The 18,903-nt window shown below is 63.2% G+C and carries 16 protein-coding genes and 1 tRNA gene; 14 read left to right on the forward strand and 3 right to left on the reverse strand.

Annotation, left to right across the window (positions count from 1 at the left end; translation table 11 throughout):
- Positions 1-23: 23 nt before the first annotated feature.
- The 11 genes from ORS3428_RS14550 (at position 24) to ORS3428_RS14600 (ending at position 13,891) form a co-directional block, all read left to right on the forward strand.
- Positions 24-533, forward strand: a complete 510-nt coding sequence (locus ORS3428_RS14550) for a metal-dependent hydrolase (protein ID WP_071098833.1) — start codon at positions 24-26, stop codon at positions 531-533.
- Positions 534-569: 36 nt separating this feature from the next.
- A tRNA-Trp gene (locus ORS3428_RS14555) sits at positions 570-645 on the forward strand.
- A 361-nt stretch (positions 646-1,006) separates the two neighbouring features.
- Positions 1,007-1,210, forward strand: a complete 204-nt coding sequence (gene secE, locus ORS3428_RS14560; protein ID WP_040974128.1) for a preprotein translocase subunit SecE — start codon at positions 1,007-1,009, stop codon at positions 1,208-1,210.
- Positions 1,211-1,237: 27 nt separating this feature from the next.
- Positions 1,238-1,765: a transcription termination/antitermination protein NusG gene (gene nusG / locus ORS3428_RS14565; protein ID WP_071098835.1), complete on the forward strand. Its 528-nt coding sequence runs from the start codon at positions 1,238-1,240 to the stop codon at positions 1,763-1,765.
- 174 nt (positions 1,766-1,939) lie between these two features.
- Positions 1,940-2,368 carry a 50S ribosomal protein L11 gene (gene rplK / locus ORS3428_RS14570; protein WP_071098837.1) on the forward strand — a complete coding sequence of 143 codons (429 nt, stop codon included), beginning with the start codon at positions 1,940-1,942 and terminating at the stop codon, positions 2,366-2,368.
- 4 nt (positions 2,369-2,372) lie between these two features.
- On the forward strand, positions 2,373-3,071 hold the full coding sequence (gene rplA, locus ORS3428_RS14575; protein ID WP_071098839.1) for a 50S ribosomal protein L1: 699 nt from the start codon (positions 2,373-2,375) through the stop codon (positions 3,069-3,071).
- Positions 3,072-3,442: 371 nt separating this feature from the next.
- Complete coding sequence (gene rplJ / locus ORS3428_RS14580; protein WP_071098842.1) at positions 3,443-3,961, forward strand: 50S ribosomal protein L10; 519 nt, start codon at positions 3,443-3,445, stop codon at positions 3,959-3,961.
- Positions 3,962-4,015: 54 nt separating this feature from the next.
- Positions 4,016-4,399 carry a 50S ribosomal protein L7/L12 gene (gene rplL / locus ORS3428_RS14585; protein ID WP_071098844.1) on the forward strand — a complete coding sequence of 128 codons (384 nt, stop codon included), beginning with the start codon at positions 4,016-4,018 and terminating at the stop codon, positions 4,397-4,399.
- A 266-nt stretch (positions 4,400-4,665) separates the two neighbouring features.
- Positions 4,666-8,802, forward strand: a complete 4,137-nt coding sequence (rpoB, locus tag ORS3428_RS14590) for a DNA-directed RNA polymerase subunit beta (RefSeq protein ID WP_071098846.1) — start codon at positions 4,666-4,668, stop codon at positions 8,800-8,802.
- Between the two features lie 146 nt (positions 8,803-8,948).
- Positions 8,949-13,145: a DNA-directed RNA polymerase subunit beta' gene (rpoC, locus tag ORS3428_RS14595; RefSeq protein ID WP_071098848.1), complete on the forward strand. Its 4,197-nt coding sequence runs from the start codon at positions 8,949-8,951 to the stop codon at positions 13,143-13,145.
- An 80-nt stretch (positions 13,146-13,225) separates the two neighbouring features.
- On the forward strand, positions 13,226-13,891 hold the full coding sequence (locus ORS3428_RS14600) for an O-methyltransferase (RefSeq protein WP_071098851.1): 666 nt from the start codon (positions 13,226-13,228) through the stop codon (positions 13,889-13,891).
- Between the two features lie 27 nt (positions 13,892-13,918).
- Here ORS3428_RS14600 and ORS3428_RS14605 read toward each other — a convergent pair whose 3' ends face one another.
- The 3 genes from ORS3428_RS14605 to ORS3428_RS33050 all read right to left on the reverse strand — a co-directional run bounded on the left by ORS3428_RS14605 (position 13,919) and on the right by ORS3428_RS33050 (position 15,643).
- On the reverse strand, positions 13,919-14,863 hold the full coding sequence (locus ORS3428_RS14605; protein ID WP_071098853.1) for a Gfo/Idh/MocA family protein: 945 nt from the start codon (positions 14,861-14,863) through the stop codon (positions 13,919-13,921).
- A gap of 173 nt (positions 14,864-15,036) precedes the next feature.
- On the reverse strand, positions 15,037-15,318 hold the full coding sequence (locus tag ORS3428_RS14610; RefSeq protein ID WP_071099272.1) for a transcriptional regulator: 282 nt from the start codon (positions 15,316-15,318) through the stop codon (positions 15,037-15,039).
- Between the two features lie 64 nt (positions 15,319-15,382).
- Positions 15,383-15,643 (reverse strand): hypothetical protein, encoded by a 261-nt coding sequence (locus ORS3428_RS33050; protein ID WP_131802901.1) that lies wholly within the window; start codon positions 15,641-15,643, stop codon positions 15,383-15,385.
- 137 nt (positions 15,644-15,780) lie between these two features.
- Between ORS3428_RS33050 and rpsL the strand changes: the two genes are divergently transcribed.
- The 3 genes from rpsL (at position 15,781) to fusA (ending at position 18,804) form a co-directional block, all read left to right on the forward strand.
- Positions 15,781-16,152 (forward strand): 30S ribosomal protein S12, encoded by a 372-nt coding sequence (gene rpsL / locus ORS3428_RS14615; RefSeq protein WP_006202128.1) that lies wholly within the window; start codon positions 15,781-15,783, stop codon positions 16,150-16,152.
- A gap of 61 nt (positions 16,153-16,213) precedes the next feature.
- Complete coding sequence (gene rpsG, locus ORS3428_RS14620) at positions 16,214-16,684, forward strand: 30S ribosomal protein S7 (RefSeq protein ID WP_040974137.1); 471 nt, start codon at positions 16,214-16,216, stop codon at positions 16,682-16,684.
- Between the two features lie 29 nt (positions 16,685-16,713).
- A complete protein-coding gene (gene fusA, locus ORS3428_RS14625; protein ID WP_071098855.1) occupies positions 16,714-18,804 on the forward strand; it encodes an elongation factor G in 2,091 nt (696 codons plus the stop codon).
- The last annotated feature ends 99 nt before the right edge of the window (positions 18,805-18,903 follow it).

Consider the following 18,903-nt stretch of genomic DNA (forward strand, 5'->3'; position numbering starts at 1 on the left):
GCATCAACGTTTGACGGCCGTCCATGCTGGTTGCCCTTCTCCCGTCAGGTTACATTCTGGGAAGGTTCGCGCGAAAGCGGTGGGAGAAGGCGTCGGGCGCTGTGACTGCCGCAATGATCGGCAGCGTCATTCCCGATATCGACATGCTCTATTTTCACCTCGTCGACGCTGGTCGCATCCACCATCATGCATACATTACGCATTGGCCATTGTTCTGGGCGTCGATCGGGGCGGCAGGCCTTATCGTCTGTTCGGTGCTCCGCATACGGCATCTGCCATCGGTTGCCGTCTTCTTTGCCGGAGCCATGCTGCACATGGTGCTCGACACGATAGCGTCGCCGATCATGTGGYTGGCGCCATTCGATCGTCATCCCTTTGAGCTCGTGGCGGTTCCGGCCAGGTATGGAAGCTGGGTTTTGAGCTTCATCCTGCACTGGACGTTTGCGCTTGAACTCCTGATTTGCCTTTGGGCTTTGCGGCTTGCTTGGCTGCGACGGCCGCTTCCGGTCGACACGCCTCAAAAGGGCACTTGAGTTCTCGTCGGCTTTGTGAAATAGCAGCGCCCGTATACGGGCATAGCTCAGTTGGTAGAGCGGCGGTCTCCAAAACCGCAGGTCGTAGGTTCGAGCCCTGCTGCCCGTGCCATTCCTCCAAGCGGCGAACTGAGGAGCAGGATGCTCCGCCGTTGAAAACCGGCGGATGGCTTGCCATATAGCGGAAATTGGGGCATAAGCCCCGTATAGCCGGGACGGAACGACTGGATGGTTCCGATGCGGCGCTCGAACATAAAGCGGAACACTTGCCACTTGCGTGGACCAAGAATCGGTTTTATGTAGACTGAACAGACACGCGACGCGTGGAGCTGGGAAGCCGGCTTTACGCGTCTGATTTGCGTGGGCGAAATGGTGGCGCTGATTCGGCGCCGGCACGAAGCCCAAGCGGCACGTCCCGGCCAGCGGGATCATCCAGGAGACCCGGCCAACGGGTCTCGAAGACAGAGCGGCACATGGCTTCGAAAACCACTAACCCTTTCACCTTTCTCCAGCAGGTTCGTGCGGAGACGGCCAAGGTGACATGGCCCTCGCGCCGCGAGACCATGATCTCGACGGTGATGGTCCTGGTGTTCGCGGTCATCGCGATGATCTTCTTTTTCGCCGCCGACATAGCCATGGGCTATGCCATCGAGTGGATTCTGGGCCTCGGACATTAAGTTCGGCGATTACGGAGACGTCGTGAAATGACTGCGCGGTGGTACATCGTCCACGCTTATTCGAACTTCGAGAAGAAGGTCGCCGAGGATATCGAGAACAAGGCCAAGCAGAAGGGCCTGTCCGGCGAAATCGAGCAGATCGTCGTGCCGACCGAAAAGGTCGTCGAGATCCGCCGCGGCCGCAAGGTCGACGCCGAGCGGAAGTTCTTCCCGGGGTACGTGCTCTTGAAGGCCAACCTGACGGACGCCGTGTTCTCGCTGGTCAAGAATACGCCGAAGGTTACCGGTTTCCTCGGCGACTCCAAGCCGGTGCCGATCACCGAAACCGAGGCGCAGCGCATCCTGAACCAGGTTCAGGAAGGTGTCGAGCGGCCGAAGCCATCGGTCACCTTCGAGGTCGGCGAGGCGATCCGCGTTTCGGACGGTCCGTTCRCCTCCTTCAACGGCTTCGTCCAGGAAGTGGACGAGGAGCGGGCGCGGCTCAAGGTRGAAGTTTCGATCTTCGGGCGCGCGGTGCCCGTCGATCTCGAATTCGGACAGGTCGAAAAAGGCTGATCCGAAGATCCCCCAGCCGACAGGCGTGAGGGGGTCGGCGGCGCGAATGGCTGCGCTGCCATGAACGGGTGGGAGGCGAAAGCGGTTTAGCCGGCCGCTGGAACCGCACCACCAGACTGCAACCGCCGGTGTTGCCCAATAATGGGGCCGGCATGAGAAAAGGCAGGAATAGAGATGGCTAAGAAAGTTGCAGGCCAGCTCAAGCTCCAGGTTGCCGCGGGCTCGGCCACGCCGTCGCCCCCGATCGGCCCGGCGCTTGGTCAGCGCGGCATCAACATCATGGAGTTCTGCAAGGCCTTCAACGCGCAGACCCAGGAGCTGGAGAAGGGTTCGCCGATCCCGGTCGTCATCACCTACTACCAGGACAAGTCGTTCACCTTCGTCATGAAGACGCCGCCGGTGAGCTACTTCCTGAAGAAGGCGGCCAACCTGAAGTCTGGCTCGAAGGAGCCGGRCAAGTCCAAGGTCGGCACGATCTCTCGCGACAAGGTGCGCCAGATCGCCGAGCAGAAGATGAAGGACCTGAACGCAAACGACGTCGAGGCGGCCATGCGCATGGTCGAGGGTTCCGCCCGCTCGATGGGCCTGGAAGTGGTGGGCTAAGATCATGGCAAAGATTGCAAAGCGTGTTGCCAAGAGCCGTGAAGGCATCGATCCGAACAAGGTCTATGCGCTCGCTGAGGCGCTGCAGCTGCTCAAGGACCGGTCTTCGGTGAAGTTCGACGAGACCGTCGAGATCGCGATGAACCTTGGCGTCGATCCGCGCCATGCCGACCAGATGGTCCGCGGCGTGGTCAATCTGCCGAACGGCACCGGCCGCTCGGTGCGTGTGGCCGTGTTCGCGCGCGGCGACAAGGCCGAGGAGGCCAAGGCCGCCGGCGCCGATGTCGTTGGCGCCGAGGACCTGGTCGACATCGTCCAGAAGGGCACGATCGATTTCGATCGTTGCATCGCCACCCCGGACATGATGCCGCTGGTCGGCCGTCTGGGTAAGGTGCTCGGCCCGCGCGGCATGATGCCGAACCCGAAGGTCGGCACCGTGACCGCCGATGTCGCCGCCGCCGTCAAGGCTTCGAAGGGCGGCGCCGTCGAGTTCCGCGTCGAGAAGGCCGGCATCGTCCAGGCCGGCGTCGGCAAGGTGTCTTTCGACGTAAAGGCGCTGGAAGAGAATGTGCGGGCCTTCGCCGATGCGGTGAACAAGGCCAAGCCTGCCGGCGCCAAGGGCAACTACGTCAAGAAGGTGTCGGTCACCTCGACGATGGGCCCTGGCCTCAAGCTCGACATCGCGACGCTCGCCGCGTCGTAAGTGTCGTCTGACCGGCTTGCGCCGGTCGTCAAGAAGAATTCCGGACCGCCGACCCGTCGGCGGCCCGGTAACCCGGAGGCCGAAAGGCTTCCGGATATCCTGTCCGAGATTGCAGGCGGCCCAAAAGCCTTAATTCGCATGGGCCTGCATGAGACGGGTGAAGACCCGACAAAGGAGCGCAAGCTCCAATGAAAGGTTCGAACCGTGTTTGCCTTTTGTCAGCACATCACCCGGCTTGCCGGCAGGTGTGGCGAAAGGGGGCAGGATCCTCGAGCGCCGTTCGGGAGATCCAAAATTGGATGTCCCGGCCGGCAAAAGGCAACCCGACTTCTGACCTCGTGAATGGGGCAGGGGTCAACTGGAGATAGGCAGTGGACAGAGCGGAAAAACGCGAACTCGTCACGGGCCTGAACGAAGCGTTCACGAACGCGGGTTCAGTCGTCGTGGCCCACTACGCCGGTATCACCGTCGCGCAAATGAACGACCTCCGGTCGAAGATGCGCGCCGCCGGTGGCACCGTCAAAGTCGCGAAGAACCGTCTCGCCAAGATCGCTCTTCAGGGCACGGACTCCGCTGCGATCGTCGATCTGTTCAAGGGACAGACGCTGATCGCTTATTCGGAGGATCCGGTTGCGGCGCCGAAGGTCGCGTCCGAATTCGCCAAGGGGAATGACAAGTTGATCATTCTCGGCGGCGCCATGGGCTCGACCTCGCTCAACGCCGACGGTGTGAAGGCACTCGCCACACTGCCGTCGCTCGACGAGCTGCGCGCCAAGCTGGTTGGCATGATCGCCACGCCGGCAACCCGGATCGCCCAGATCGTCAATGCGCCCGCGGCTTCGGTTGCGCGCGTCATCGGCGCTTACGCCCGGAAGGACGAGGCGGCATGAGGCCGTTCCTCGCTGTCAACAACACACGTTCGAACCTAGTGAAGGAATACACAAATGGCTGATCTCGCGAAGATCGTAGACGACCTTTCGAAGCTGACCGTCCTCGAGGCGGCTGAGCTCTCGAAGCTCCTGGAAGAGAAGTGGGGCGTTTCGGCCGCTGCTCCGGTGGCGGTTGCCGCTGCCGCTGGCGGCGCTGCTGGCGGCGCTGCCGCTCCGGCTGAAGAGAAGACGGAATTCGACGTCGTTCTCGCCGATGCCGGCGCCCAGAAGATCAACGTCATCAAGGAAGTCCGCGCCATCACCGGCCTTGGCCTCAAGGAAGCCAAGGACCTGGTCGAGGCGGCTCCGAAGACCGTCAAGGAAGGCGTTTCCAAGGCCGACGCCGACAAGTTCAAGGCTCAGCTGGAAGCAGCTGGCGCCAAGGTCGACCTGAAGTAAGCCTTATGGCTGAGGGCGGGCGGCCTCGCGCCGTCCGCCCCCTCCCTTGGACTGAGGGAGGCTTCGTGAACGCGAGACGTTTGAAAACCTCTTTCCTGAGGGCCGGAAGCGGCCTTCAGGAAACGGGTTTTCTCCCGTTTTAGCCGGGTACCGCCAAGCAATTGGAGGCGGCCGGAGAACAGATTGGGGCAGCCCGCCAAGGCGGCCCGTAGGTGCAAGGCGAGCCGCGGCGAGGTTCGCCCCGAGTTTAGAGCTAAGGAGCGACGATGGCCCAGACCCAGACTTTCAATGGCCRCAGACGCGTACGCAAGTTCTTCGGAAAGATCCCGGAAGTTGCGGAGATGCCGAACCTGATCGAGGTTCAGAAGGCATCCTATGACCAGTTCCTGATGGTGGACGAGCCCAAGGGCGGCCGTCCGGATGAAGGACTGCAGGCCGTTTTCAAGTCGGTCTTCCCGATCTCCGATTTTTCCGGCTCCTCGATGCTGGAATTCGTGAAGTATGAGTTCGAAGGACCGAAATTCGACGTTGACGAATGCCGTCAGCGCGACCTGACCTATGCTGCGCCGCTGAAGGTGACGCTGCGCCTCATCGTGTTCGATATCGACGAGGATACCGGCGCGAAGTCGATCAAGGACATCAAGGAGCAGGACGTCTACATGGGCGACATGCCGCTCATGACGTCGAACGGCACCTTCATCGTCAACGGCACCGAGCGCGTCATCGTTTCGCAGATGCACCGGTCGCCGGGCGTCTTCTTCGACCACGACAAGGGCAAGTCGCACTYGTCGGGCAAGCTTCTGTTCGCCGCGCGCGTCATCCCCTATCGCGGCTCGTGGCTCGACATCGAGTTCGACTCCAAGGACATCGTGCACGCCCGCATCGACCGCCGCCGCAAGATTCCGGTGACGTCGCTGCTGATGGCGCTCGGCATGGATGGCGAGGAGATCCTGTCGACCTTCTACAACAAGATCGCCTACAAGCGCGCCGGCGACCACTGGCGCATCCCGTTCAACGTCGAGCGTTTCCGCGGCCTCAAGGCCGTCAGCGATCTGGTCGATGCTGACACCGGCGAGATCGTCGTCGAGGCCGGCAAGAAGATCACCGCCCGCCAGGCCCGTCAGCTTGCCGAAAAGGGCCTCAAGGCCATCAAGGCGACCGATGAGGAGCTGCTCGGCAACTATCTGGCCGAGGACATTGTCAACTACGCCACCGGCGAGATCTTCCTCGAGGCCGGCGACGAGATCGACGACAAGACACTGAAAGTGCTGCTCGGTACCGGCGAGGAGGAAATCCAGATCCTCGACATCGATCATGTCAATGTCGGCGCCTACATCCGCAATACGCTCGCCGTCGACAAGAACGAGAGCCGCCAGGACGCGCTGTTCGACATCTACCGCGTCATGCGTCCGGGCGAGCCGCCGACGCTCGAGACCGCCGAAGCCATGTTCAACTCGCTGTTCTTCGACAGCGAGCGCTACGACCTGTCGGCCGTCGGCCGCGTCAAGATGAACATGCGCCTCGAGCTCAAGGCCGAGGACACGGTACGCGTGCTGCGCAAGGAAGACATCCTGGCCGTGGTCAAGACGCTGGTGGAGCTGCGTGACGGCAAGGGCGAGATCGACGACATCGACAATCTCGGCAACCGCCGCGTGCGCTCGGTCGGCGAGCTCATGGAGAACCAGTATCGCGTCGGCCTGCTGCGCATGGAGCGCGCGATCAAGGAGCGCATGTCCTCGATCGAGATCGACACGGTCATGCCGCAGGACCTGATCAACGCCAAGCCGGCGGCCGCCGCCGTGCGCGAGTTCTTCGGGTCTTCGCAGCTGTCGCAGTTCATGGACCAGACCAACCCGCTGTCGGAGATCACCCACAAGCGCCGCCTGTCGGCGCTCGGACCGGGCGGTCTGACCCGCGAGCGCGCCGGCTTCGAGGTGCGCGACGTGCACCCGACGCATTACGGCCGCATCTGCCCGATCGAGACGCCGGAAGGCCCGAATATCGGCCTGATCAACTCGCTCGCCACCTTCGCGCGGGTCAACAAGTACGGCTTCATCGAGAGCCCGTACCGCAAGATTGTCAACGGCAAGCTGACCAATGAGGTCGTCTATCTGTCGGCGATGGAAGAGGCCAAGCACCACGTCGCGCAGGCCAACGCCGAGCTCGACAAGAACGGAAGCTTCGTCGACGAGTTCGTCATCTGCCGCAACGCCGGCGAGGTGATGATGGCGCCGCGGGAGAATGTCGACCTGATGGACGTGTCGCCGAAGCAGATGGTTTCGGTGGCGGCGGCGCTCATCCCGTTCCTCGAGAACGACGACGCCAACCGCGCGCTGATGGGCTCGAACATGCAGCGTCAGGCCGTGCCGCTGGTGCGCGCCGAGGCGCCGTTCGTCGGYACCGGCATGGAGCCGATCGTCGCCCGTGACTCCGGCGCCGCCATCGGCGCCCGCCGCGGCGGCGTGGTCGACCAGGTGGACGCCACCCGTATCGTCATCCGCGCCACGGAAGAGCTCGATCCGGCCAAGTCCGGCGTCGACATCTACCGGCTGATGAAGTTCCAGCGTTCGAACCAGAACACCTGCATCAACCAGCGTCCGCTGGTGCGTGTGGGCGACCGGGTGAACAAGGGCGACATCATTGCCGACGGTCCCTCGACCGAGCTCGGCGATCTGGCGCTCGGCCGCAACGTGCTGGTCGCGTTCATGCCGTGGAACGGCTACAACTACGAGGACTCGATCCTGCTCTCCGAGCGCATCGTGGCCGACGACGTCTTCACCTCGATCCATATCGAGGAGTTCGAGGTCATGGCCCGCGACACCAAGCTCGGACCGGAGGAAATCACGCGCGACATTCCGAACGTCTCGGAAGAAGCGCTGAAGAACCTCGACGAGGCCGGTATCGTCTATATCGGCGCGGAAGTGCAGCCGGGCGACATCCTGGTTGGCAAGATCACGCCGAAGGGCGAAAGCCCGATGACGCCGGAAGAAAAGCTGCTGCGCGCCATCTTCGGCGAGAAGGCCTCGGACGTTCGCGACACCTCGATGCGCATGCCTCCGGGCACCTTCGGCACGGTCGTCGAGGTGCGCGTCTTCAACCGCCACGGCGTGGAGAAGGACGAGCGCGCCATGGCGATCGAGCGCGAGGAGATCGAGCGCCTGGCCAAGGACCGCGATGACGAGCAGGCGATCCTTGATCGCAACGTCTATTCGCGCCTTTCCGACGTGCTTGTCRGCAAGGATGCGATCGCCGGACCGAAGGGCTTCAAGAAGGGCTCGAAGCTGACGAAGGACACGCTTGACGAGTATCCGCGCTCGCAGTGGTGGCAGTTCGCGGTGGAGAACGAAAAGCTCCAGAGCGAGCTGGAAGCGCTGCGCGGCCAGTATGACGACTCCAAGAAGGCGCTCGAACAGCGCTTCATGGACAAGGTCGAGAAGGTGCAGCGCGGCGACGAGATGCCTCCGGGCGTCATGAAGATGGTCAAGGTCTTCGTGGCGGTGAAGCGCAAGATGYAGCCGGGCGACAAGATGGCCGGCCGTCACGGCAACAAGGGCGTCGTGTCGCGCATCGTTCCGGTCGAGGACATGCCTTTCCTCGAGGACGGCACGCATGCCGACATCGTGCTCAACCCGCTGGGTGTGCCGAGCCGCATGAATGTCGGCCAGATCCTGGAAACGCATCTGGGCTGGGCCTGCGCCGGCATGGGCAGGAAGATCGGCGAACTGATCGATGCGTATAAGGCCGGCGGCGACATCAAGCCGCTGCGCAAGACGCTGGAAAGCTTCATGCCTTCCAACGACCGCAACGAGCCGATCCGCGACTATGACGACGAAAGCATCATTCGCCTTGGCGAGCAGATGCGCCGCGGCGTCTCCATCGCGACCCCGGTGTTCGACGGCGCGCACGAGGCTGACATCAACACCATGCTGGAGCAGGCTGGCCTGCACACCAGCGGTCAGTCGCAGCTCTATGACGGCCGCACCGGCGAGCCGTTCGATCGCAAGGTGACGATGGGCTACATCTACATGCTGAAGCTGCATCACCTGGTGGACGACAAGATCCACGCGCGCTCGATCGGTCCGTACTCGCTCGTCACCCAGCAGCCGCTGGGCGGCAAGGCGCAGTTCGGCGGCCAGCGCTTCGGCGAAATGGAGGTCTGGGCACTCGAGGCCTATGGCGCCGCCTACACGCTACAGGAAATGCTGACGGTGAAGTCGGACGACGTCGCCGGCCGCACCAAGGTCTACGAGGCGATCGTGCGCGGCGACGACACGTTCGAGGCCGGCATCCCCGAGAGCTTCAATGTTCTCGTCAAGGAAATGCGGTCCCTCGGCCTCAATGTCGAGCTGGAGAACACCAAGTTCGACGAGGGACCTGTTCGGCTGCCGGACGCAGCCGAATAGGCGCGGCCCGAGTAAGGCAATGGCGCGCCGCTGCCAAAGACGCGGCGCGCCTCTCAAATTCTTCGGCCGGCTAGGCCGGCCAGTTTGCGGGCATTTGGCCCGCGCTCGATGCAAGGGTTTTCGAGGACCCCGAAAAGGAGAACGGCATGAACCAAGAGGTCATGAATCTCTTCAACCCCCAGGCGCCAGCGCAGGTGTTCGATTCCATCCGGATCTCGCTTGCCAGCCCTGAGAAGATTCTGTCCTGGTCGTTCGGCGAGATCAAAAAGCCGGAGACCATCAACTACCGCACCTTCAAGCCGGAGCGTGACGGTCTGTTCTGCGCGCGCATTTTCGGCCCGATCAAGGACTACGAGTGCCTGTGCGGCAAGTACAAGCGCATGAAGTACAAGGGCGTCATCTGCGAGAAGTGCGGCGTCGAAGTCACGCTGTCGCGCGTCCGCCGCGAGCGCATGGGCCATATCGAGCTCGCCGCGCCCGTCGCCCACATCTGGTTCTTGAAGTCGCTGCCTTCGCGCATCGGCACGCTGCTCGACATGACGCTGAAGGATATCGAGCGCGTCCTCTACTTCGAAAACTACATCGTCACCGAGCCCGGCCTCACCGCGCTGAAGGAGCACCAGCTGCTCAGCGAGGAAGAGTACATGATGGCCGTCGACGAGTATGGCGAGGATTCCTTCACCGCCATGATCGGCGCCGAGGCCATTCATGACCTGCTCGCCGGCATGGATCTGGAGAAGATCGCTGGCGACCTGCGCTCGGAGCTGGCTTCGACCTCGTCCGAGCTCAAGCAGAAGAAGCTCTTGAAGCGGCTCAAGGTCGTCGAGAACTTCATGGAATCCGGCAACCGTCCGGAATGGATGATCATGAAGGTGATCCCGGTGATCCCGCCGGATCTGCGCCCGCTCGTCCCGCTGGACGGCGGCCGCTTCGCGACGTCCGACCTCAACGACCTCTATCGTCGCGTCATCAACCGCAACAACCGCCTGAAGCGGCTGATCGAGCTGCGCGCGCCGGGCATCATCGTGCGCAACGAAAAGCGCATGCTGCAGGAAGCCGTCGATGCGCTCTTCGACAACGGCCGCCGCGGCCGCGTCATCACCGGCGCCAACAAGCGTCCGCTGAAGTCRCTGTCCGACATGCTGAAGGGTAAGCAGGGCCGGTTCCGCCAGAACCTGCTCGGCAAGCGCGTCGACTATTCCGGCCGCTCGGTCATCGTGACCGGTCCGGAGCTCAAGCTGCACCAGTGCGGCCTGCCGAAGAAGATGGCGCTGGAGCTGTTCAAGCCCTTCATCTACGCCCGCCTCGACGCCAAGGGCTTCTCCTCGACCGTCAAGYAGGCGAAGAAGCTGGTCGAGAAGGAGCGTCCGGAGGTGTGGGACATCCTCGACGAGGTGATCCSCGAGCATCCGGTGCTGTTGAACCGCGCGCCGACGCTGCACCGCCTCGGCATCCAGGCGTTCGAGCCGATCCTCATCGAAGGCAAGGCGATCCAGCTGCATCCGCTGGTCTGCACGGCCTTCAACGCCGACTTCGACGGCGACCAGATGGCGGTCCACGTGCCGCTGTCGCTGGAGGCGCAGCTCGAAGCCCGCGTGCTGATGATGTCGACCAACAACATCCTGCACCCGGCCTCCGGCGCGCCGATCATCGTGCCGTCGCAGGACATGGTTCTCGGTCTCTACTATCTGTCGATCGTCAACCAGAACGAGCCGGGCGAAGGCATGGTGTTCGCCGATATGGGCGAGCTCCAGCATGCGCTGGAGACCAAGGCCGTGACGCTGCACGCCAAGATCAAGGGCCGCTTCCGCACCGTCGATGCCGAAGGCAAGACGGTGTCGAAGATCTACGACACCACGCCTGGCCGCATGATCATCGGCGAGCTTCTGCCGAAGAACGCCAATGTGCCGTACGACATCGCCAACCAGGAGATGACCAAGAAGAACATCTCCAAGATGATCGACACCGTCTACCGCCACTGCGGCCAGAAGGAGACGGTCATCTTCTGCGACCGCATCATGGCTCTCGGCTTCGCGCACGCCTGCCGCGCCGGCATTTCGTTCGGCAAGGACGACATGGTGATCCCGGACACCAAGCTGAAGCTGGTGTCCGACACCGAGGCTTTGGCCAAGGAGTACGAGCAGCAGTACAATGACGGCCTGATCACGCAGGGCGAGAAGTACAACAAGGTGGTCGACGCCTGGGCCAAGTGCTCGGAAAAGGTCGCCGACGAGATGATGGCCCGCATCAAGGCGGTCGAGTTCGAGGAAAACGGTCGTCAGAAGCCGATGAACTCGATCTACATGATGTCRCATTCGGGTGCGCGCGGTTCGCCCACCCAGATGCGCCAGCTCGCCGGCATGCGCGGCCTGATGGCCAAGCCTTCGGGCGAGATCATCGAGACGCCGATCATCTCGAACTTCAAGGAAGGCCTGACCGTGCTCGAGTACTTCAACTCGACCCACGGCGCCCGCAAGGGTCTGGCCGACACCGCGCTCAAGACGGCGAACTCGGGTTACCTCACCCGCCGTCTGGTCGACGTGGCGCAGGACTGCATCGTCAATTCGCTGGATTGCGGCACCGACAAGGGCCTCACCATGCAGCCGATCGTCGATGCCGGCCAAGTCGTCGCCTCGGTCGGTCAGCGTGTGCTGGGCCGCACGTCTCTCGACGACATCACCCACCCGGCTACCGGCGAAGTGCTGGTCAAGGCCGGCAAGCTGATGGACGAGCGCGATGTGGAGCAGATCGAGAAGGCCGGCGTGCAGTCGGTGCGCATCCGCTCGGCGTTGACCTGCGAAGTCAGGACCGGTGTCTGCGCGGTCTGCTACGGTCGCGATCTGGCCCGCGGCACACCCGTCAACCAGGGCGAAGCCGTCGGCGTCATCGCGGCGCAGTCGATCGGCGAGCCGGGCACCCAGCTCACCATGCGCACCTTCCACATGGGCGGCACCGCGCAGGTTGTGGACTCTTCGTTCCTTGAGGCCTCCTATGAGGGCAAGGTGCAGATCCGCAACCGCAACGTGGTGCGCAACTCCGAAGGCCAGCAGATGGTCATGGGCCGCAACATGGCGGTCCTGATCCTCGACGAGGCCGGCAAGGAACGCGCCACGCACCGCGTCGCCTACGGCTCGCGCATCTTCGTGGACGAYGGCGACAAGGTAAAGCGCGGCCAGCGCATCGCCGAGTGGGATCCTTACACCCGCCCGATCCTCACCGAAATCGAGGGCAAGGTGGCGTTCGAGGATCTGGTGGACGGCATCTCCGTTCAGGAAACGGCCGACGAGTCGACCGGCATCACCAAGCGTGAGGTCATCGACTGGCGTTCGACGCCGCGCGGCAGCGACCTGAAGCCGGCGATCGTCGTTCACGACGCCAAGGGCAAGGTGGGCAAGCTGTCGAAGGGCGGCGATGCACGCTTCCTGCTATCGGTCGAGGCTATCCTCTCGGTCGAGCCGGGCGCACATGTCCGTCCGGGCGACGTGCTGGCGCGTATCCCGATGGAAAGCGCCAAGACCAAGGACATCACCGGTGGTCTGCCGCGCGTGGCCGAACTGTTCGAGGCTCGCCGTCCGAAGGACCACGCCATCATCGCCGAGATCGATGGCACGGTCCGCTTCGGCCGCGACTACAAGAACAAGCGCCGCATCATCATCGAGCCGCATGACTCGACGATCGAGCCGGTGGAGTACCTGATCCCGAAGGGCAAGCCGTTCCATCTCCAGGACGGTGACGTCATCGAGAAGGGCGACTACATCCTCGACGGCAATCCGGCGCCGCACGACATCCTGGCGATCAAGGGCGTGGAGGCGCTTGCGTCCTACCTCGTCAACGAGATCCAGGAGGTCTACCGCCTGCAGGGCGTGTCGATCAACGACAAGCACATCGAGGTGATCGTTCGCCAGATGCTGCAGAAGGTCGAGATCACCGCTCAGGGCGACTCGACCTACATTCCGGGCGACCATGTCGACGTGATCGAGCTGGAAGAGGTCAACGAGCGCCTGATCGAGGACGGCAAGAAGCCGGCCGAAGGCCAGCCGGTGCTGCTCGGCATCACCAAGGCCTCGCTGCAGACGCCGTCCTTCATCTCGGCCGCCTCCTTCCAGGAGACGACCAGGGTGCTGACCGAAGCTGCGGTTGCCGGCAAGACCGACATGCTGCAGGGTCTGAAGGAGAACGTCATCGTCGGCCRCCTGATCCCGGCCGGCACCGGCGGTACGATGAGCCAGATCCGGCGCATCGCCACCTCGCGCGACGAGCTCATCATCGACGAGCGCCGCAAGGCGTCTGGCGTCGAGGTCGCCGAGCCGATGCTGACCAACATGGCCAATGCCGCRCAGTAAGTGCGGCTTGGAATGACGGAAAAGAAAGGGGCCCCAGCGCGGGCCCCTTTTTGCATTCTGGCCACCAATGAGGGCGAACCATGAGCGGCAAGACCTGGACAGCTGTCGACGACTACATTGTTGCTTCTCTTTTCGAGCCGGATCCCGCGCTTGACGCGGTGCTGGCCGCCAACCGCGGGCAGGGGCTGCCGGCAATCGACGTCTCGGCCGCGCAAGGCAAATTGCTGTCGCTATTGGTGCGCATTCGCGGTGCGAAGAAGGTGCTGGAGATCGGGACGCTCGGCGGCTACTCGACCATCTGGATGGCAAGGGGCCTGCCTGCCGACGGCAAGGTCGTGACGCTGGAGCTCGACCCGCACCATGCCAAGGTCGCGCTCTCCAACTTCGAGCGGGCAGGGGTTTCCGACAGGGTGGAACTGCGTCTCGGTCCGGCGCTTCAGTCGCTGTCCGAGTTGGAGCGCGAAAATGCCGGCCCCTTCGACCTGGTTTTCATCGACGCCGACAAGCCGAACAACCCGAATTACCTGACCTGGGTCATGCGGCTTGCGCGCTCGGGAACGGTCATCGTCTGCGACAACGTCATCCGCGACGGCGCCGTGCTCAACAAGGATGGCAGCGATGCCAATGTCGAAGGCGCACGCGCGGCATTTTCCTTCATCGGCGGCGAGAAGCGGCTGACCGGCACAGCCATCCAGACCGTCGGCGCCAAGGGCTATGACGGCTTCGCGATCGCCATTGTGGACTGACTCGGGCGCCGCGCCAGTCCCGCCAACTCAATCGAAGAACGGCTCGACCACGTTGCGCTTGCCGAGCATGAAAGCGTCGGCAACATGCTGCAGCGGCGCGAGGTCGACGTCGCAGACGCCAGCCCTCACGATCTCGGCGAAACGCTTGTAGAGCATCGGATATTCGGCTTCCGGCTCGTCGTGGATGACCTTGCCGTCGACGGCGAGCTTCGCGCCGCCGCCCGAAAGCACCATCTTGCCCTTGTCGGTCTCGGCCAGGATGTCCCAGCTCTGCGGGCCGGTCTGCAACCAGTCGAGTTCCATCGTCACCGGCAGCCCGTTCGAGGTGCGGAAGGCGACATGCGCCGCGACCGGAGAGGCGCGGTTTTCGGGGAAGTCGAGCACGGCCGAGGTGATGAACATCGGCGGCAGGATATGGGTGGCGATCGAAAGCGCGTTGATGCCGGGATCGAACACGCCGAAGCCGCCCGGCGCCCAGATCCATTCCTGGTTCGGGTGCCAGCGGCGCACGTCTTCCTTCCAGTTGATGGCGGCCGAGCTGATCCTGGCCGAAGCCAGGAAGGCGCGCGCGGCCTCGACCGCCGGCGCATAGCGCGAATGCCAGCTGGCGAACAGCGAGACGCCGTTCCTCGCGGCAAGCGCCTTCAGGTCCTCGACCTCGCTGACCGTGGCGCCCGGCGGCTTCTCCATGAAGACATGCTTCCTTGCCTCGAGCGCGGCGCGCGCGGCGTCGTAGCGGAACTGCGGCGGCATGCAGAGCGAGACGGCTTCCAGGCCGGGCTCGGCCTCGAGCATCGCTTCGATCGTCGGATAGTTCGGAATGCCGTCGACCTTGCCGTGGCGGCTGGCTGCGGCGACAAGTTGGTAGCTCTTGTCTTTGGCGAGCGCCGGAAGGTGCTGGTCGCGGACGATCTTTCCCACGCCGACTATGCCGAGTTTGATGGGGCCGAGCCTGGTGGGATTGCTGGTCATGGAAACTCCGGGGATTTGGAAGAGGTGAATGTTTCTAAAGCATGTCTCTCGAAATTGGGAACCGGTTTCGAAGACATGCGCCGCGAATCTGAAAGAGCGCGATCCGCTTTAGGCAGGACAAAGGTGCCCGGCAAGCCAGGACGATATTGCGACTTCGCAATTGCCTTCCAGGGTCAGCTTGGCGCGTCGAAGGTGACGATCGAGACCTCGCCTTCCAGCGCGCCCTGATAGGCCGACAGATGCGGCTCCTCGTCGGGCACGCCGTCCATGTCGCCGATCTGGTCCAGCTCGGCTTCGGCGAATCCTTCGGCCGCGAGCGATTCGAGAGCGCGGCGCACGGCAGAATCATCGTCGGGCGCAACCAGCATCACATGCACGCCTTCCGGCTTGCCGCCTTTCCGCCGCCAAACCCGGCCGGTGATGATGGTGACCGGGCGCTCTTCATTGTCGTWCACGGGCTGATTCCTCTGGAAGAGGGGGCTTTTGCCATTCATGCCGCCCTTTTCGCACGAAGCCGGCTCAGAAGACAGCCGCCAGCCGGTCACTTTCTTCCTCGCGCTTGAAAAAAGGCGCAAGAAAATTACATGCGCTTTCCGCATGGCTGCCAAGCTTCGGATCGGGCGCAATATTTGCCGTTCCGGGGTTGACGGAMAGCAGCCTTGCGAGTAGAAGCCGCCCCGTCAGAACCGATGTGAGGCTTGCCTTTCCGAGGCGACGCGCTTTGGAGTACGCCTCAAACAGGGTTCGTTTTACGAGCGAAAAGACATTTCCGGCGCGCATGAAGCGGTTTCCGCTTCCTCTGCAATTTGTTCGGGCAGGACCGCGAAACGCGGTGTTTTGCCCGAATTTGCGTTTGGAGAGCACGCTTTGAGCGGCCCTGACAGGGCAGACACGGAATTGAGAGACAAGAGGGTTTAATGCCTACCGTCAACCAGCTGATCCGCAAGCCGCGCCTGGCGCCGGTGAAGCGCAACAAGGTCCCGGCCATGCAGCAGAACCCGCAGAAGCGGGGCGTCTGCACGCGCGTCTACACCACGACGCCGAAGAAGCCGAACTCGGCGCTGCGCAAGGTGGCCAAGATCCGCCTGACCAATGGTTTCGAAGTGATCGGCTACATCCCGGGCGAAGGCCATAACCTTCAGGAGCACTCGGTGGTGATGATCCGTGGCGGCCGCGTCAAGGATCTGCCGGGCGTTCGCTATCACATCATCCGCGGCGTGCTCGACACGCAGGGTGTGAAGAACCGCAAGCAGCGCCGTTCGAAATACGGTGCGAAGCGTCCGAAGTAAGGTTTCCGGCTTCGGCGCTTTTTTTGACTGCGCCGTGCCACGAGATTGAGAGACAAAAGCCATGTCCCGTCGTCACAGTGCAGAAAAGCGTGAGATCAACCCGGACCCCAAGTTCGGCGACCTGGTCGTCACCAAGTTCATGAACGCCGTCATGTATGACGGCAAGAAGTCGGTTGCCGAGACCATCGTCTACGGCGCGCTGGACCAGGTCCAGGCCAAGACCAAGCAGGAGCCGGTCGCCGTCTTCCATCAGGCGCTCGACAATGTCGCGCCGCATGTGGAAGTGCGTTCGCGTCGCGTCGGCGGCGCCACCTACCAGGTTCCGGTCGATGTGCGTCCCGAGCGCCGTCAGGCGCTGGCCATTCGCTGGCTGATCTCCGCTGCGCGCAATCGCAACGAGACCACCATGATCGACCGCCTCTCGGGCGAGCTGATGGACGCGGCCAACAACCGCGGCACGGCCGTCAAGAAGCGTGAAGACACCCACAAGATGGCGGAAGCCAACCGCGCCTTCGCGCACTACCGCTGGTAAAGCGCGGACGAGACTGAGAGGCACCTACCATGGCCCGCGAATACAAAATCGAAGACTACCGCAATTTCGGTATCATGGCGCATATCGACGCCGGCAAGACGACGACGACCGAGCGCGTCCTGTACTACACGGGCAAGTCGCACAAGATCGGCGAAGTCCATGACGGCGCTGCCACCATGGACTGGATGGAGCAGGAGCAGGAACGCGGCATCACCATCACCTCGGCCGCGACCACGACCTTCTGGAAGGGTCGTGACGGCAAGATGCGCCGCTTCAACATCATCGACACCCCCGGACACGTCGACTTCACCATCGAGGTCGAGCGTTCGCTGCGCGTGCTCGACGGCGCCATCGCGCTGCTCGATGCCAACGCCGGCGTCGAGCCGCAGACCGAGACCGTGTGGCGCCAGGCCGACAAGTACCACGTGCCGCGCATGATCTTCTGCAACAAGATGGACAAGATCGGCGCCGACTTCTACCGCTCGGTCGACATGATCGGTTCGCGCCTCGGCGCGCAGGCCGTCGTCATGCAGTTGCCGATCGGCGCCGAGACCGAGTTCAAGGGCATCGTCGACCTCATCGAGATGAAGGCGCTTGTCTGGCGCGACGAGACCCTCGGCGCTGCCTGGGACGTCGTCGAGATTCCGGCCGACCTCAAGGAGAAGGCCGAGCAGTATCGCGAGAAGCTGATCGAGGCCGCCGTCGAAATGGACGACGACGCCATGAACGCCTATCTCGAAGGCAACCTGCCCGACAACGACACCATCCGCGCGCTGATCCGCAAGGGCACCATCGCGGTCAAGTTCTTCCCGATGTTCTGCGGCTCGGCCTTCAAGAACAAGGGCGTGCAGCCGTTGCTCGACGCCGTGGTGGACTTCCTGCCGTCGCCGATTGACGTGCCGGCCATCAAGGGCGTGGACGCCAAGACGGATGCCGAGATCGAGCGTCATGCCGACGACAACGAGCCGCTGTCGATGCTGGCGTTCAAGATCATGAACGACCCGTTCGTCGGCTCGCTGACCTTCGCCCGCATCTACTCGGGCAAGCTCACCAAGGGCGCGTCTCTCGACAACACCGTGAAGGGCAAGAAGGAGCGCATCGGCCGCATGCTGCAGATGCATGCGAACTCGCGCGCCGACATCGAGGAAGCCTTTGCCGGCGACATCGTGGCGCTTGCCGGCCTCAAGGACACGACCACCGGCGACACGCTCTGCGACCCGCTGCATCCGGTCATCCTGGAGCGCATGGAGTTCCCCGATCCGGTCATCCAGATCGCCATCGAGCCGAAGACCAAGAACGACCAGGAAAAGATGGGCCTCGCGCTACATCGCCTGGCGGCTGAGGATCCGTCCTTCCGCGTCAAGACCGACGAGGAAAGCGGCCAGACCATCATCGCCGGCATGGGCGAGCTGCATCTCGACATCATCGTCGACCGCATGCGCCGCGAGTTCAAGGTGGAGGCCAATGTCGGCGCGCCRCAGGTGGCCTATCGCGAGACGATCACCCGCACCCACGAGCAGGACTACACGCACAAGAAGCAGACCGGCGGTACCGGCCAGTTCGCCCGCGTCAAGCTGGTGTTCGAGCCGAACACCGAGAGCGAAGAGTTCGTGTTCGAGTCCAAGATCGTCGGCGGCGCGGTGCCGAAGGAGTACATCCCGGGCGTCGAGAAGGGCATCCAGAGCGTCATGGGCTCCGGTCCGTTCGCCGGCTTCCCGATGATCGGCGTCAAGGCGACGCTGATCGACGGCGCCTTCCACGATGTCGACTCCTCGGTGCTGGCGTTCGAAATCGCTTCCCGCGCCTGCTTCAAGGAAGCGGCTCCGAAGCTCGGCGTCCAGCTGCTGGAGCCGATCATGAAGGTCGAGGTCGTGACGCCGGAAGACTATGTCGGCGGCGTCATCGGCGACCTCAACGGCCGCCGTGGCCAGATCCAGGGCCAGGAAGCGCGCGGCGTGGCGGTTGTCATCAACGCCATGGTGCCGCTCGCCAACATGTTCAAGTACGTCGACAATCTGCGCTCGATGTCGCAGGGCCGCGCCCAGTACACGATGCAGTTCGACCACTACGAGCCGGTCCCCACGGCGGTGGCCCAGGAAGTCCAGAAGAAATACGCGTGAGAATGCCTGTGCCACCGGAACCGCGCCTGTTGCGCGTTTCCGGGTCGGCTGGAGCAAACATCAATTTCCCCGAGCGGGATGAGTAAAGACGGAGAACTA

The organism is Mesorhizobium sp. ORS 3428, assembly GCF_001854785.1.
In the GTDB taxonomy this organism is placed as follows: Bacteria; Pseudomonadota; Alphaproteobacteria; order Rhizobiales; family Rhizobiaceae; genus Mesorhizobium.

Bases quoted from the DNA above. Each gene is read 5' to 3' on its own strand.
- rplA (WP_071098839.1), top strand. From the start codon at position 2,373: ATGGCAAAGATTGCAAAGCGTGTTGCCAAGAGCCGTGAAGGCATCGAT.
- ORS3428_RS14600 (WP_071098851.1), top strand. From the start codon at position 13,226: ATGAGCGGCAAGACCTGGACAGCTGTCGACGACTACATTGTTGCTTCT.
- secE (WP_040974128.1), top strand. From the start codon at position 1,007: ATGGCTTCGAAAACCACTAACCCTTTCACCTTTCTCCAGCAGGTTCGT.
- rpsG (WP_040974137.1), top strand. From the start codon at position 16,214: ATGTCCCGTCGTCACAGTGCAGAAAAGCGTGAGATCAACCCGGACCCC.
- rplL (WP_071098844.1), top strand. From the start codon at position 4,016: ATGGCTGATCTCGCGAAGATCGTAGACGACCTTTCGAAGCTGACCGTC.
- rpsL (WP_006202128.1), top strand. From the start codon at position 15,781: ATGCCTACCGTCAACCAGCTGATCCGCAAGCCGCGCCTGGCGCCGGTG.
- ORS3428_RS14605 (WP_071098853.1), bottom strand. From the start codon at position 14,863: ATGACCAGCAATCCCACCAGGCTCGGCCCCATCAAACTCGGCATAGTC.